This is a genomic window from Paenibacillus sp. RC67 (assembly GCF_030020805.1).
Classification (GTDB): Bacteria; Bacillota; Bacilli; order Paenibacillales; family NBRC-103111; genus Paenibacillus_S.
Window position 1 is genome coordinate 2596431 of record NZ_CP125098.1, and the last position, 14597, is coordinate 2611027.

General features: G+C 45.8%; 16 protein-coding genes and 1 other annotated feature. Of the genes, 13 read left to right on the plus strand and 3 right to left on the minus strand.

Annotated features, from left to right (window positions below):
* The first annotated feature begins 10 nt into the window (after window positions 1-10).
* From QMA13_RS11710 to ileS, 6 genes are all read left to right on the plus strand, one after another.
* Window positions 11-694 (plus strand): YggS family pyridoxal phosphate-dependent enzyme, encoded by a 684-nt coding sequence (locus QMA13_RS11710; protein ID WP_481858160.1) that lies wholly within the window; start codon window positions 11-13, stop codon window positions 692-694.
* A 139-nt stretch (window positions 695-833) separates the two neighbouring features.
* Window positions 834-1268 carry a cell division protein SepF gene (locus QMA13_RS11715; protein WP_282941541.1) on the plus strand — a complete coding sequence of 145 codons (435 nt, stop codon included), beginning with the start codon at window positions 834-836 and terminating at the stop codon, window positions 1266-1268.
* A 20-nt stretch (window positions 1269-1288) separates the two neighbouring features.
* Complete coding sequence (locus tag QMA13_RS11720; RefSeq protein WP_028549298.1) at window positions 1289-1558, plus strand: YggT family protein; 270 nt, start codon at window positions 1289-1291, stop codon at window positions 1556-1558.
* A 3-nt stretch (window positions 1559-1561) separates the two neighbouring features.
* On the plus strand, window positions 1562-2350 hold the full coding sequence (locus tag QMA13_RS11725; protein ID WP_481858161.1) for a YlmH family RNA-binding protein: 789 nt from the start codon (window positions 1562-1564) through the stop codon (window positions 2348-2350).
* Between the two features lie 116 nt (window positions 2351-2466).
* Complete coding sequence (locus tag QMA13_RS11730; protein WP_282941542.1) at window positions 2467-2946, plus strand: DivIVA domain-containing protein; 480 nt, start codon at window positions 2467-2469, stop codon at window positions 2944-2946.
* 81 nt (window positions 2947-3027) lie between these two features.
* Window positions 3028-3282 (plus strand) — a binding site (T-box leader).
* Window positions 3283-3354: 72 nt separating this feature from the next.
* Window positions 3355-6123: an isoleucine--tRNA ligase gene (ileS, locus tag QMA13_RS11735; protein WP_282941543.1), complete on the plus strand. Its 2769-nt coding sequence runs from the start codon at window positions 3355-3357 to the stop codon at window positions 6121-6123.
* A gap of 90 nt (window positions 6124-6213) precedes the next feature.
* Here ileS and QMA13_RS11740 read toward each other — a convergent pair whose 3' ends face one another.
* Window positions 6214-6972 (minus strand): TraR/DksA C4-type zinc finger protein, encoded by a 759-nt coding sequence (locus tag QMA13_RS11740; RefSeq protein WP_282941544.1) that lies wholly within the window; start codon window positions 6970-6972, stop codon window positions 6214-6216.
* 107 nt (window positions 6973-7079) lie between these two features.
* Between QMA13_RS11740 and lspA the strand changes: the two genes are divergently transcribed.
* From lspA to QMA13_RS11765, 5 genes are all read left to right on the plus strand, one after another.
* A complete protein-coding gene (gene lspA / locus QMA13_RS11745) occupies window positions 7080-7571 on the plus strand; it encodes a signal peptidase II (protein WP_282941545.1) in 492 nt (163 codons plus the stop codon).
* 5 nt (window positions 7572-7576) lie between these two features.
* A complete protein-coding gene (locus QMA13_RS11750; protein WP_282941546.1) occupies window positions 7577-8524 on the plus strand; it encodes an RluA family pseudouridine synthase in 948 nt (315 codons plus the stop codon).
* 14 nt (window positions 8525-8538) lie between these two features.
* A complete protein-coding gene (locus QMA13_RS11755; RefSeq protein ID WP_282941547.1) occupies window positions 8539-9693 on the plus strand; it encodes an aminotransferase A in 1155 nt (384 codons plus the stop codon).
* Between the two features lie 173 nt (window positions 9694-9866).
* Window positions 9867-10289, plus strand: a complete 423-nt coding sequence (locus QMA13_RS11760; RefSeq protein WP_282941549.1) for an SRPBCC family protein — start codon at window positions 9867-9869, stop codon at window positions 10287-10289.
* Window positions 10286-10663, plus strand: coding sequence for an ArsR/SmtB family transcription factor (locus tag QMA13_RS11765; protein ID WP_282941550.1), 378 nt, complete (start codon window positions 10286-10288; stop codon window positions 10661-10663). The genes QMA13_RS11760 and QMA13_RS11765 overlap by 4 nt, the downstream gene beginning before the upstream one ends.
* Window positions 10664-10743: 80 nt before the next feature.
* On the opposite strand, the gene QMA13_RS11770 is transcribed toward QMA13_RS11765, so the two are convergent.
* Together QMA13_RS11770 and dapD are read right to left on the minus strand one after the other, a co-directional pair.
* Complete coding sequence (locus QMA13_RS11770) at window positions 10744-11904, minus strand: N-acetyldiaminopimelate deacetylase (RefSeq protein ID WP_282941552.1); 1161 nt, start codon at window positions 11902-11904, stop codon at window positions 10744-10746.
* A gap of 120 nt (window positions 11905-12024) precedes the next feature.
* A complete protein-coding gene (dapD, locus tag QMA13_RS11775) occupies window positions 12025-12735 on the minus strand; it encodes a 2,3,4,5-tetrahydropyridine-2,6-dicarboxylate N-acetyltransferase (protein ID WP_282941553.1) in 711 nt (236 codons plus the stop codon).
* A gap of 397 nt (window positions 12736-13132) precedes the next feature.
* On the opposite strand from dapD, the gene pyrR reads away from it, so the two are divergent.
* The gene (gene pyrR, locus QMA13_RS11780; protein ID WP_481858214.1) at window positions 13133-13669 is read left to right on the plus strand and encodes a bifunctional pyr operon transcriptional regulator/uracil phosphoribosyltransferase PyrR; all 537 of its coding nucleotides are present in this window, start codon (window positions 13133-13135) and stop codon (window positions 13667-13669) included.
* Window positions 13666-14574 carry an aspartate carbamoyltransferase catalytic subunit gene (locus QMA13_RS11785; protein ID WP_282941555.1) on the plus strand — a complete coding sequence of 303 codons (909 nt, stop codon included), beginning with the start codon at window positions 13666-13668 and terminating at the stop codon, window positions 14572-14574. The genes pyrR and QMA13_RS11785 overlap by 4 nt, the downstream gene beginning before the upstream one ends.
* Window positions 14575-14597 lie beyond the last annotated feature (23 nt).

The following is a 14597-nucleotide window of genomic DNA, read 5'->3' on the forward strand; positions in this document are numbered from 1 at the left end:
ACTTCACGTTTTGCAATTGACGCAAACTATACCATATGTAGAAGACAGAATAGCTAAATCTTGCGTCCGTTCCGGACGTGATCGTAATGAGGTTCATATTATTGCGGTAACCAAATATGTTTCTTTGGAAACCACAGGACAGGTTCTTAAGCAGGGTCTACATCATATCGGAGAAAACCGATGGCAAGATGCTCAAGCTAAATGGGAAGCATTCGGCGATCAAGGAACATGGCATTTTATTGGCCATCTGCAAACGAACAAGGTAAAGGATGTGCTGGGGAAATTCGCTTATATTCATTCATTGGACAGGCTTTCGCTTGCCAAGGAATTGGATAAGAAAGCGGGTGCTATGGGAATCAAGGCGCAATGCTTTATCCAGCTGAACGTTTCGGGGGAAGAGACGAAATACGGTCTCCCGCCAGAAGAGCTCGATTCATTCGTCCAAGCTATTCGAGGAATGGAAAACATCCATATAGTGGGTCTCATGACGATGGCTCCTTATGAAGCGGAACCGGAAGCGACTCGCCCTGTATTCCGACGGCTAAGAGAATTAAGGGATGAGATGAACCGCGTGAGAGCTCTTGGGTACGAGGTACCTCATTTATCTATGGGGATGTCTAACGATTTTGAGGTTGCTATCGAAGAAGGAGCAACTTGGGTTCGTTTGGGATCAGTGCTGGTGGGTAAAGAATAGCAGAGTCATGCATGCAAATTAAATTTCACTTACAGTGAGAATCTAGCTGATGCTTACTGAAGTTAGTTTCCCAAGTGTGAAACTATGTTAATGCTTACAAAGTTAGTTTCACAAAGTGAAACTTGAAGGAGGAGTGGACATGAGCGTCATGAATAAATTCATGAACTTCTTGGGACTACAGGACGAAGAGGAAGTAGTAGAGCGCGAGCGGGTTGTAGAACAACAGCCGGAAGAACCTGAAACCAATCCAAACGAACAACGTAGAAATAAGAATAATGTGGTGAGTATACATTCGCAAAAAAATGTTAGAGTAATGCTTACCGAACCCAAATCTTATGAGGACACTCAGGAGATCGCCGATCATCTGCGCTCTCGCCGTCCCGTTGTCGTCAATTTGCATTTGGTTCGGCCTGATCAGGCGACCCGCATCGTAGACTTTATTAGCGGTACGGTGTATGCCCTCAATGGCTCGATTTCCAAAATCGGACCAAACATTTTTTTGTGTACACCGGATACGGTTGAAATTCATGGCTCCATCTCGGAAATACTGGGTCATGAAGGGTACTCACAATAACTGAAAACGGGGTGAACAGCTTGTATTCCACAATTGACGGATACATTTACACACTTATAGAAATTTATACATATATGCTGATCGCCTATGTGCTGCTTTCTTGGCTTCCTAGTGCAAGAGAAAGCTTTGTCGGTGAAATATTAGGCAAGTTATGCGAGCCTTACTTGTCTATCTTCAGACGATTTATTCCTCCCATTGGCGGGATGATCGATATTTCTCCGATTATCGCATTGATCGCACTTCGATTCATAGGCGAAGGCATTCGTGCAATTGTGAACTTTTTTGTATAGGTGATGGATTTGAACGCAGACCAAATTTATTCCCATTTTCACCCTGATGAGCATCGTTTCGTAGACAAGGCATCTGAGTGGGTTGAACGGGCTCAACAGCATTCCGTGAAGCTGACGGACTTTCTGGATCCAAGACAGGCGTTCATTCTTTCCACATTGGTTAACCGCACCACGGATGTGCAGGTGCGGTTCGATGGAGGACATGAACATTCGGAACGGCGGCGTGCACTGGTGGCACCTGATTATCGGATGCTTGAGGAAGAGAATATGGGAATCAGCTTAATCTCCGTGACGGCCTTGGACGATAAGCTGAAGGAACTGGATCACAGTGACTATATGGGCTCGATACTGGCTCTTGGCATCAAAAGGGACAAAATCGGAGATATACATGTCTCGGATTCGGGCTGCCATTTTCTTGTGGCAGATGAAGTTGCGGACTATATGCGGCTCAATCTGCAGCAGGTACATCGGGTGCACGTGCAGACGGAGCTTTTGCCGCTAGAGCAGCTGAAGGCGGCCCAGACAAAGCTTGAAGAAGTTGGCTTGTCGGTGGCCTCCTTGAGGCTGGATGGCATAGTAAGTGACGTTTATCATTTGAGCCGCGCCAAAATTTTAATTCCGATCAAGGCAGGGCGCTGTAAAGTGAACTGGAAGCAGGAAGAAGATCCAAGCAAGCAGCTTAAAGCTGGGGATGTCATTTCCTTGCAGGGCTTCGGACGGTTTAAAGTATTGGAAGTCGAAGGATTAACCAAAAAAGGCAGATTTCGCGTTAAAATCGGCAAATATGTATAGATTGCCGATTTTTTTTATGGAGAATGAAGGAAATTGCAGCCTACTGTCGAATATAGCAATACGCGTCTGACATAGAACAATTTCGGGATGTTGCAAAATATTCAGGAGGTGCAGCAATGGCGTTAACACCGTTGGATATACATAATAAAGAATTTGGGCGTTCTTTCCGCGGTTACGATGAAGACCAAGTCAATGAATTTTTGGATCAAATTATTAAAGATTATGAAGCGCTTATTCGTGAAAATAAGGATTTGCAAAATCAACTGACAACGATTCAAGAGAGGCTTGATCATTTTACCAACATTGAAGAAACGTTGAGCAAAACGATCATTATCGCTCAGGAAGCGGCTGATGAGGTTAAATCCAATTCGAAGAAAGAAGCGCAGTTGATTATAAAAGAAGCGGAAAAAAACGCGGATCGTATTATCAACGAATCTTTGGCAAAATCCCGAAAAATTGCAGTGGAAATCGAAGAATTGAAAAAGCAGGCTTCCATTTATCGTACTCGTTTCCGCACTTTGCTTGAGGCTCAGCTGGAGCTGCTTGGCAAGGAAGATTGGAGCTCTCTGGAACGTATGGAGATCGAGCATACATAATGAAGGCCATAACGATGGACAAGTTAGTTGACTCTGACTTGTATTTTCGTTATACTCCGTAATGAGTAAAATTAAATGACAGCAAAAACGATGACTGGGACGAGTACTTTACGTATGCGCGATCAGCGAGTCGGGATATTGGTGGGAGCCCGGCCTCTGCAGTAAAGGAAAATCACCCATGAGCGTCTCTTGAATGTTAAGTAAAGCAGATCGGGTGATTCCGTTATAAATCAATGAGCGAAGGCTAGAGCCGCAGTCGGAATAATGGAGACACTATTCTATGATTGTCAGCAGGGCCTTAATCAGGGTGGTACCGCGAGACTTCTCGTCCCTATGGGATGAGGGTCTTTTTTTGTTGGGAATGAACAACTGCACGAAGTTATTTTATTGAAGGGATTGAATGCTACCATGGATTATGGAAAAACATTAAACCTATTGCAAACGGAATTTCCGATGCGCGGCAACCTGCCGCAAGCAGAACCGAAAATGCTGGAGCATTGGAACGAAATGGATATTTACCGTATGGTTCAAGAGAGTCGCAAAGGAAAGCCAAAGTTTATTTTGCATGACGGACCTCCATATGCGAACGGGGACATCCATATCGGGCATGCGATGAACAAAATCTTGAAGGACATTATTGTCCGTTTTAAAACGATGCAAGGTTTTGACGCTCCCTATGTTCCAGGATGGGATACTCACGGTTTGCCGATTGAGCAGGCCATTGCCAATGGTGGCAAAGTGGACCGCAAAAAAATGAGTGTTCACGAATTCAGGGAGTATTGTAAAGAGTACGCTCTTCAATGGGTAGAAAGACAAAAAAGCCAATTTAAGCGCTTGGCCGTACGTGGAGATTGGGACAACCCGTATATTACTTTACAACCCAAATACGAAGCCCAGCAAATTCGCGTTTTCGGTGAAATGGTAAATAAAGGATATATCTATAAAGGACTTAAACCTGTATATTGGTCCCCATCCTCTGAGAGTGCGTTGGCAGAAGCAGAGATCGAATACCAAGACAAGCAGTCCACATCCATTTATGTAGCGTTTCCAGTTCAAGATGGCAAAGGCAAGCTTCCTGAGGATGCTTCCATTGTTATTTGGACGACTACGCCTTGGACACTTCCTGCGAACTTGGGAATCAGCTTACATCCTGAATTTGACTACGCGCTTGTACAGGCTGATGGCAAAAAATATGTGCTTGCTGCTGGTCTTTTGGAAGCGGCCTCCAAAGAAATCGGCTGGACGGATGTACAAATACTGTCCCAGATTAAGGGTAGTGAACTAGAGCATGTTCTGTGCAAGCATCCTTTCTATGACCGTACTTCGCTTGTAATGACTGGTGAGCATGTTACACTTGAAGCGGGTACAGGCTGCGTTCATACGGCTCCGGGACACGGAGAAGACGACTTTGCAATCGGACAACGCTATAACCTGGGCGTTCTTTGTCCAGTCGACGATCAAGGTCACTTTACTGCCGAAGCTCCTGGATTTGAAGGCATGTTCTATGAAAAAGGTGGAAAACTCATTACGGAGATGCTGAAAGAATCCGGACATTTGCTTCATATGACCACAATTCAGCATCAGTACCCGCATGATTGGCGGACAAAGAAGCCGGTAATTTACCGTGCTACGGAGCAGTGGTTTGCTTCGGTCGATAAATTCCGTCAAGAGATGCTGGATGAAATCAAACGGATTAAATGGACTCCGAATTGGGGCGAGGTTCGCCTTCATAATATGATTGCGGATCGTGGAGACTGGTGTATTTCCCGTCAACGGGTTTGGGGAGTTCCCATTCCGATTTTTTACTGCCGCAGCTGTAACGAACCAATCGTCAATAACGAAACTATCGAGCACGTTGCGCAAATTTTCGAGAAGGACGGCTCCAATGCATGGTTCCAGCTAGAAGAGAAAGAACTGCTGCCAAGCGGTACTGTATGTCCAAAGTGCGGTCACGATCATTTCCGTAAAGAAACCGATATTATGGACGTTTGGTTCGATTCCGGATCCAGCCATGTAGCGGTTCTTGAAACACGCGACGAACTGCAGTGGCCTGCTGACCTGTATCTGGAAGGCTCTGACCAATATCGCGGCTGGTATAACTCTTCTCTTATTACAGGTGTTGCTGTAAAAGGCCAAGCGCCTTACAAAGGCATTCTGAGCCATGGCTTTACGCTTGACGGAGAAGGACGCAAAATGTCCAAATCCTTAGGTAATACAGTAGATCCTAATAAGGTTTGTGAGAAGCTTGGCGCCGATATTTTACGCTTGTGGGTATCATCGGTTGACTATCAATCGGATGTTCGGATTTCGGATAACATTTTGAACCAAATTACCGAAGTTTATCGTAAAATCCGTAACACCCTGCGCTTCTTGCTTGGTAATCTGTATGACTTCAACCCAAGTACAGATCGAGTAGCTGTTGAGAACATGAACGAGCTTGACCGTTTTGCCGTTGTACGTTTGAACCGTTTGGTTGAGCGTGTTACTAAGGCTTATGATTCGTATGATTTCCACATCGTGTATCAAACCGTTCATCACTTCTGCGCAGTAGAGATGAGTGCTTTCTATCTGGATATCATCAAGGATCGGCTGTATGCCAGCGCTCCAAGTGATGCAGGACGTAAAGCAGCGCAAACCGTATTATATGATGCTTTGACGGCAATAACTAAATTGATTGCGCCGATTCTGCCTCATACCTCGGATGAAGTATGGAAGTATATTCCAGGTGTTGAGCTGGCAAGTGTACAATTAAGTGAGCTTCCAGAAGTGAACAAGGCTTTGTTCAACGAAGCTATGGAAAGCAAGTGGGAGCAGTTTATTGGAATCCGAGATGATGTATTGAAGTCGTTAGAGGAAGCGCGTAAGGAGAAAGTTATTGGTAATTCCTTGGGGGCTGCCGTACATCTCTATCCGGATGAAGAGACATTCAAGCTGCTTCAAAGCTTCGATCAATTGGATCAATTATTCATTGTTTCTGCTGTAGCAATTCATCAACCTGGTGCTCAAGCGCCGGAAGGAGCCCATTCCTTTAAAGGCTTATCCGTTCAAGTCGTTGTAGCTGAGGGCGATAAATGTGAGCGCTGCTGGATTGTTACGCCAGAAGTCGGTCATGATGAGGAACATCCTACTCTTTGCAAAAGATGTGCCGGTGTTATTAAGCAAGTTGCCGGAGTTTAAATCATAGTCGAGCATTCCGGCAAAAGAATTCGTTTCTTTTGCCGGTCCGCTCATTATTGTGACTGGAGTAGAGCTGGAAGGACGAACTTATTAATAATACCCGTCGTCCAATGCTTCTTGGTCTGGCTCAAGCAGGCCCTCACCTTCACCATTGTTCATGTAATCCTGATAGGCTCTGTTTCTGACTACTGTTACATGTTGGCCGTACATATCCGTAGCCAGAAAGCTTTCGAACGATTCCACATAGCCGTCGTGCTCGTCGGCTTCAATCTCCATATCATTGTAATTGTCGGAAACATTAGGGTTCTCGGCCATTGCAGGAGTGTTGGACGTTCCCCAGCTTTCAACGATTTGCCATGCGTCTTCTCCGTCAAATTGATTTTGCTCGGAGTGTTCGTCCAGACTGGTCCTACCGAAAGGCGGTTCAAGAAATTGTTCTTCTACAGGACGATGATCTTCGGATGCATTGGGATCAGGGACGTGTTCAATGCAATATAACGTTGTCGGTATAGCTTGCAGACGTTCGAAAGATATGGGAGCTCCACAAGTATCACATAAGCCATATCGGCCGTTATCTATTCTTTGCAAGGCTTCCTTTACATCAGTAAGATGGCGCTCACGGTTCTCGTTCAAGGCAATGTCTTTGCTTCGTTCGAACAATTCTGAGCCCAAATCGGCGGGGTGATTGTCGTTAGTGGACAGCTCACCGGTTTGGTTTTTCAGTGATTCATTCAAACCGAAATGTTCGTTAGCTTGCCAATGATCCTCTAGCCACTGTTTCTCTTCCTGCAGCGTATGTTTAATTTCTTGCAGCTGTTGAGAGTTCAATGTGTTCGGGTGATCCGGCATGGGGCCGCCTCCTTTAAAAATCACGTTGCTTCTATTTTTCACGGTTATTGACCTTTTTACATAGGAAAATCATTGTATTACAGGAAGCGAAATAAGGAGATGAAACATTGATTTATTACATCTACGCATTGATAGTGCTTCTTTTGGACCAAGCGACAAAATGGGTTATTGTAAACAAACTGTTGCTGGGTGAGTCCAGGTCGGTTATTGGAGAGTTTTTTCAAATTACTTCCCACCGCAATCGCGGTGCCGCGTTCGGAATTTTGCAAAATCAGAGATGGTTCTTTATCGTCATTACCTTGGTTGTTGCTGCCGCTGTTATTTGGTATTTGCAAAAGACACGCAAGGAAGGCCGTAAGCTGCTGCCATTTGCTCTAAGCCTATTGCTTGGCGGAGCTCTTGGTAATTTTATCGACCGCGCTTTGTTCGGTGAAGTGGTAGACTTTTTGCAATTCCGTTTTCAATTCAACTGGTTCGGATCTTCTGTAGATTATACCTATCCGATCTTCAATATCGCGGATTCAGCCATTGTAGTAGGCGTGGCACTTATTTTCATTGATTCACTAATTAGCTGGAACAAAGAAAGGAGAGGCGCATAAACGACATGTCAGTTTCGGATCAAGAACAACTGGAGCAAACGATGGAATGGATCATAGGAACTGAAGAGCGAGGCGAACGGGTTGATAAGTTCATTACCGAGTCGTTAGATGAAGATGTCTCCCGTACACAGGTGCAGCAATGGATTAAAGAGGGGCATCTCACGGTCAATGGTGCCCTGATAAAAGCGAATTACAAGCTGGCGGAGGGAGATAAGTTACTCCTTAACGTCCCTGAACCTGAGGAAATGAACCTTGAAGCTGAAGCGATCCCATTAGATGTTATATACGAAGACTCAGACGTCATAGTTGTGAATAAGCCTAGAGGTCTCGTAGTTCATCCGGCTCCCGGCCATTATTCTGGAACTTTGGTTAATGCGCTTTTGTATCACTGTAAGGATTTATCCGGTATTAATGGAGTTATGAGACCTGGGATCGTACATCGAATCGATAAGGATACATCGGGTCTGTTGATGGCGGCCAAAAATGATTTGGCGCATGTTTCACTAGCCGCGCAGCTGAAGGAGCATTCCGTTAATCGAAAATATTTGGCTGTGGTACACGGCAATGTGGCGCATGATCATGGTACGATAGATGCCCCCATCGGTAGAGATCCTCATGACCGTAAGCTATATACGGTGACTGAAAAAAACAGCAAGCATGCAGTAACTCACTTTGTCGTACTGGAGCGATTCGGTGACTTCACATTAATGGAGCTGAAGCTGGAAACCGGCCGTACTCATCAGATTCGGGTTCACATGAAGTTTATCGGGCATCCATTGGCGGGAGATCCGGCATACGGACCTGCTCGAAGCCAGCATGTAACAATTGAGGGACAAGCGCTGCATGCGGCGGTTCTTGGCTTTGTACATCCGCGGACAGGTGAGCATTTGCAGTTTGAAGCAGAGCTGCCTGAAGATATGCAGCATTTGCTGCATGTTTTAAAAAATCGATAAGGACGGACTGAAGCATGGAACATTTAATTAATTCCAAAGTAAAAGACATCCAAATATCAGGTATCCGTAAAATATCCAATCTGGTCAGCACCTACAAGGATGCAGTAACCTTGACGATTGGTCAGCCGGACTTTCCGACTCCCGATCATATTATGACTGCTGCTAAAGCGGCTATCGATGCACATAAAACGACCTATACTCCTAACCCTGGCATGTTGGAGCTTCGCCAAGCGGCTGCTCAATTTGTCGATCACAAGTATGGGTTGAAATACCGTCCGGAAACGGAGGTAATTGTAACAACAGGGGCAAGTCAAGCACTGGATATTACGCTTCGTACGATTCTGGAAGCAGGCAGTGAGGTCATTTTGCCAGGACCTATTTATCCGGGGTATGAACCGCTCGTTCGTTTGTGCGGAGGCGAGCCTGTCTATGTGGATACACGTGCTAACGGGTTTAAGCTGACCGCAGATTTGTTGGAGCCGCATATTACTGAGAAAACGCGCTGCATTATTCTGTGCTATCCATCGAATCCAACGGGGCGTGTATTGAATGCACAGGAGCTCACTGATATTGCGCGGCTGCTTGAGGACAAATCGATTTTTGTTATTTCGGATGAAATTTATAGCGAGCTCATTTATGATCAACCGCATGTTTCGCTTGCATCGTTTCCTTCTATGCGCGAAAAGACAATTGTCATTAACGGCTTATCAAAGTCCCATTCCATGACGGGTTGGCGAATTGGCTTCACCTTCGCGCCGGAATACTTGTCGCAGCATATGGTTAAAGTGCACCAGTACAATGTAACTTGTGCGAGCTCCATAAGCCAATACGCAGCCCTAGAAGCGTTGACGAATGGGGTGGATGACGCACTTCCGATGAAGAAAGCTTATATCGAACGACGGGATTTCGTATATGATCGTCTCGTTCAAATGGGCTTTGAGCTGGATAAGCCAGAAGGTGCGTTCTATTTATTCCCTTCCATTGAACGATTCAAGATGACTTCGATGGATTTCACGATGAAGCTGCTGGAAGAACAACGGGTTGCTGTCGTTCCTGGCGATGCTTTTTCGATCTATGGAGAAGGCTATATCCGCATTTCTTACGCTTACGGAATGGAAGTGCTTGAGAAAGCGATGGATCGCTTGGAAACGTTTGTTAAGAATTTATAAGTATAATTAACGCAGAAGGCCGTGGAAACCTGTTTCCATGGTTTTTTTGTGCGGAAAGAATAATGCCTATCGAGGAAAGGGCAAAATAAGCAGGTTGACACGAAACCATTTGGTTTCGTATAATCATAATTGAAACCAAATGGTTTCGTAATTTATTATTGGAGGAATTATAAATGAGTCAAAATACACTTCCTGATATTCGTCAAACTTTAACTTTGAATGCGCCGATACAAAAAGTATGGGATGCTGTTGCAACAGCTGATGGCATCTCGGCTTGGTTTATGCCGAATAACTTTCAGCCTATTGAAGGCTATGAGTTTCAATTGAACGCAGGTCCTTTTGGAGATTCGCCTTGTAAAGTAACTGAACTTGATCCTCCTAACAAACTTTCCTTTACATGGGGAAAAGACTGGACCCTTACATTTGAATTAATCGAGCAAGGCGATAAAACAGAGTTCACCCTGATTCATTCCGGATGGGATGCCGATAAAGTGACGGAATTCGGTCAACCGCATACAGCCATTAGAGATAACATGGCAGGCGGGTGGAATGGTATGCAGAAGAAACTGGCAGCTTATGTTGAAGGGATGCAATGAGCTCGCCTACACAGAAGCACGATGTGTTTCAAGCTATAGCCGATCCAACCCGCCGCAAGCTGTTGAAGCTGCTCGTCGAGAAGGAAATGCCGGTTACGGTCATCAGCGGTCACTTTCCAATGAGCAGAACGGCTGTTTCTAAGCACTTGCGTATTTTATCGGATGCCGGACTAGTGAAGGAACGGAAGGTCGGTCGCGAAACAAGATATCGTCTGGATACAGAGCCGCTTCAGGAATTGAAGAGATGGTTAAGCTTCTATGAACGTTATTGGGAAAATAAAATGGCGGCATTGAAGCGTTATGTGGAGTCGGATGAATCGGAAGGTGGAGCATTCTCACTGGAACTGGTAGAGAAACCGACGGAAGATGAGTAGTACCTAAGAATAGTAAAAAGCTCCTTCGCCTAATTTCAGGTAGAAGGAGCTTTTGTTATGTGAATCTAAGTTTATTATTCTTAGCTCTCTGATCCGGATTTCCATGTAATGTAGCTGCTTATCATATGGATGGCAAGATCGATCGCCTGCTCGTTCGGTTCGATTTTGGCATGATGGAGTCCGTATGGAGTATCGACGCCAAGCCAGAACATGAAGCCCGGAATATTTTCCAGGAAATAACCGAAATCCTCTCCGGTCATAGCTTCAGTACATTCAATCAATTGCATATCGCTATGGTCACGCACCCAATTCATGAATTCGTGTGTAATGTCAGCGTGGTTGAACACTTGACGGTAATTGGAACCGTAATCGATATCTACTTTGCAATTATAAGCTGTTTCCATCCCTGCGGTTAGCGATTCGATTCTGGATTTAATCAGCGTCATGGTTTCAGCGGATAAGGTGCGAATCGTACCTTCCAAACGGGCCTTTTCCGCGATAATGTTTTGCTTGGTGCCGCCGTCGATTTTACCGATTGTGATTACGGCCGAATCCAGAGGATTCACATTACGGGAAATTATCGTTTGCAGCTGTGATACAAGCTGACAGGCTGTAATCACCATATCATTCGCCTGATGAGGATAGGCAGCATGACCGCCCTTGCCGGTCAAATCGATGAACAGCTCGGATGTATTGGCGAACAAAATACCCGGCCTGGTGGCAATTGTACCGACGGGGTACTCAGGAGCGACATGCAGGGCGATTATTTGATCCGGAAGCCAATCCCGAAGCTCTTCGCTCTCCAGCATAGGCTTCGCTCCGCCTGGTCCTTCTTCTGCTGGTTGGAAAATAAAGGTAATATCGTCGCGGATAGGATTCTGAATGAAATGAGTTAATACACCCAGACCAATGGACATATGGACGTCATGACCGCAGGCATGCATAAAGCCTTCATGAGTGGAGCGGAATTCGTAACTAGTATCCTCAACAATAGGCAATCCATCCATGTCGGCGCGATAACCGAAACGGCGTGTAGGAGCCGTACCTTTGACATTCACCAGAATGCCGGTACGCCAAGTGCGGATTTCATAACGCTCATTAGGGAGAGTTTTAATGTAGTCCAGTAAGTACTGTTGTGTTTTGAATTCAGCGAAGCCGGGCTCAGGAATTTGATGGAGCTCTCTGCGAATGGCTACAAATGGACTAGGATTGTCGACAATGCTTTTGTTAGATGCAGTCATGAAACGGCCTCCTTGTTCTTAGAATATATTGATGAGGGATGGTGTGACCTCAAAGCTGACGGGATAAGAAATTACAAAAAGCCCGGCGATAATCGCCGAGCCTTCTGCCAGGCACTTTGCTTACAGTGTGCGCAGGTCTTGCAAAATTTCGGTTTTGGACTTGGTTTTAGCGTCAACCGTTTTAATTACGCGAGCAGGAGCTCCGGCAACAACCGTGTTCTCAGGAACATCTACAGTAACCACAGCACCAGCGGCAACAACAGAGCCTTTACCGATACGAACGCCCTCAAGGATAACGGCATTAGCGCCTACAAGGACATCGTCTTCGATAACAACAGGTTGAGCTGATGGAGGCTCGATAACGCCTGCAACTACGGAACCTGCACCGATATGGCACATAGCGCCGATTTTAGCACGGCCGCCAACGACAACGTTCATGTCGATCATAGTGCCAGCACCGATGGAAGCACCGATGTTGATGGAAGCGCCCATCATGATGATAGCATTGTCGCCGATAGCTACTTTATCACGGATAATAGCGCCTGGCTCGATACGAGCATTGATGTTTTTCAGATCAAGCATAGGAATAGCCGAATTGCGACGGTCGTTCTCTACAACATAATCTTCAATTTTAGCTTGGTTCTCGTCGATAACGCGTTTTACTTCTGTCCATTCGCCGAACAGTACGCCGCTCTTACCGGAGATGAAGGATTGGATGCTAGCTCCGAAATCGATGGATTCCAAATCGCCCTTCACATATACTTTCACTGGGGTTTTTTTCGTGCTGGTTTTAATAAAATTAATAACTTCTTCTGTGTTCATTTCCAACATATTAATTCCAACTCCTTATGTAAAATAACGTGTACCGGACCGATATCGGGCACAACGAAATCATTCCTTTCCTTTATAGCATAAATGCGATGTTCTAGCAATGTATCCGTCGACAAACATCGACAGTTGCTATTGACAGAGGCTGTCGAGCATGAGATAATACTTGCAACTGAATAGCACCTTTAAACTCAGTCCCGAGAGGCTGGCAAGGTGAACGAATGGAATAAACGGTAACTTGGACAGTTCCGTAGTCTGCGCGTACAGACTTCGTATGTCCTTGACCGCTTGTGTCCTTGTGTCCGCAAACCTTGCCCAATAAGCAAGGTTTTTTGTTTTGCCAATCACTTACTGAAGCAGGAGGTCGAAGACCTTGGCGCAAGAAGCTGAACATGTGCTAATGGACGAGACGGGAATGCGCCGCGCGTTAACCCGGATCGCTCATGAAATTTTGGAAAGAAATAAAGGCTTCGAGAATTGTATGTTAATCGGAGTCCGAACCCGAGGCATTTATCTGGCAAGAAGAATTGCCGAGCGAATCTTGGAAATCGAGAACGTACCGGTCCCAATAGGAGAAATCGATGTGACTCGATACCGGGATGACCGCTCTGGCAGATTCGAACGGGCAGTAAATAGCAGTGATGCGGAAGCATCGGGAATGGACATTCATAATAAGAAATTGATCCTCTTCGATGATGTGCTGTTCACTGGGAGAACAGTCAGAGCAGCCATGGATGCGTTAATGGATTTGGGAAGGCCACAGATGATTCAACTGGCTGTTCTAGTGGATAGGGGACATCGCGAATTACCGATTCGACCTGATTATGTTGGGAAGAACATCCCAACCTCGCGTCTAGAATCCATTGAGGTATTACTGAATGAAGTGGACGGCACAGATCAAGTTGTCATTACCCAGCATAGGAGGCAAAACGGATGACACAGTTGAAGGTTGCAGCAGAGAGGCATTTGTTAGGTATCAAAGGGATGAGCGCTGAAGAAATCACCTCGATATTGGATCGCGCCGCTTACTGGGAGCAGTACCCGGTGAAGCTGGCCAATCACTTGCAAGGCCGTTTTGTAGCGAACATGTTTTTTGAAAATAGCACAAGAACACGATTCTCGTTTGAAGTGGCTGAGAAACGATTGGGTGCCGAAGTTTTGAACTTCGCGGCAGCCGTATCGAGCGTTCAAAAAGGGGAATCGATCTACGATACCGTCAAAACTCTTGAATCTATGGGCATTGACGCGGGAGTTATCCGGATGAAGCCGAATGGCTTGCTCGCTGAGCTGGCCGAGAAGATTAAAGTGCCGCTGATCAACGCAGGAGACGGAAGCAATGAGCATCCGACTCAAGCGCTGCTGGATATCTACACGATGCGCAAGCATTTCGGTCATCTAAAAGGGCTGAACGTGTCGATCATCGGTGACATTCAGCACAGCCGAGTAGCACGCTCGAACTTATGGGCGCTGCAGGCCATGGGAGCGAAAGTAAGCTTCTGCGCTCCAACGAGTATGCAAGCTCCTGAACTGGCCGCATATGCTCCTTACATCTCAATGGATCAAGCGATTCAAGCAGATGTTGTTATGATGCTGCGAGTCCAATTGGAGCGTCATGAAGAGAATACTTTTAAATCCACTGAGGATTACCGAGAGGCCTACGGACTGACAGTGAAAAGAGAAGCCATGATGCCTAAGCATGCGATTATCATGCATCCGGCTCCAGTGAATCGTAATGTAGAGATTGATGATGAGCTTGTGGAATGCGAACGCTCGAAGATTTTTGCGCAAATGGGACATGGAGTACCTATCCGCATGGCCGTAATTGAGAGAGCGCTGAGCTAATCGAGAGAATGTTATCGAGGCTT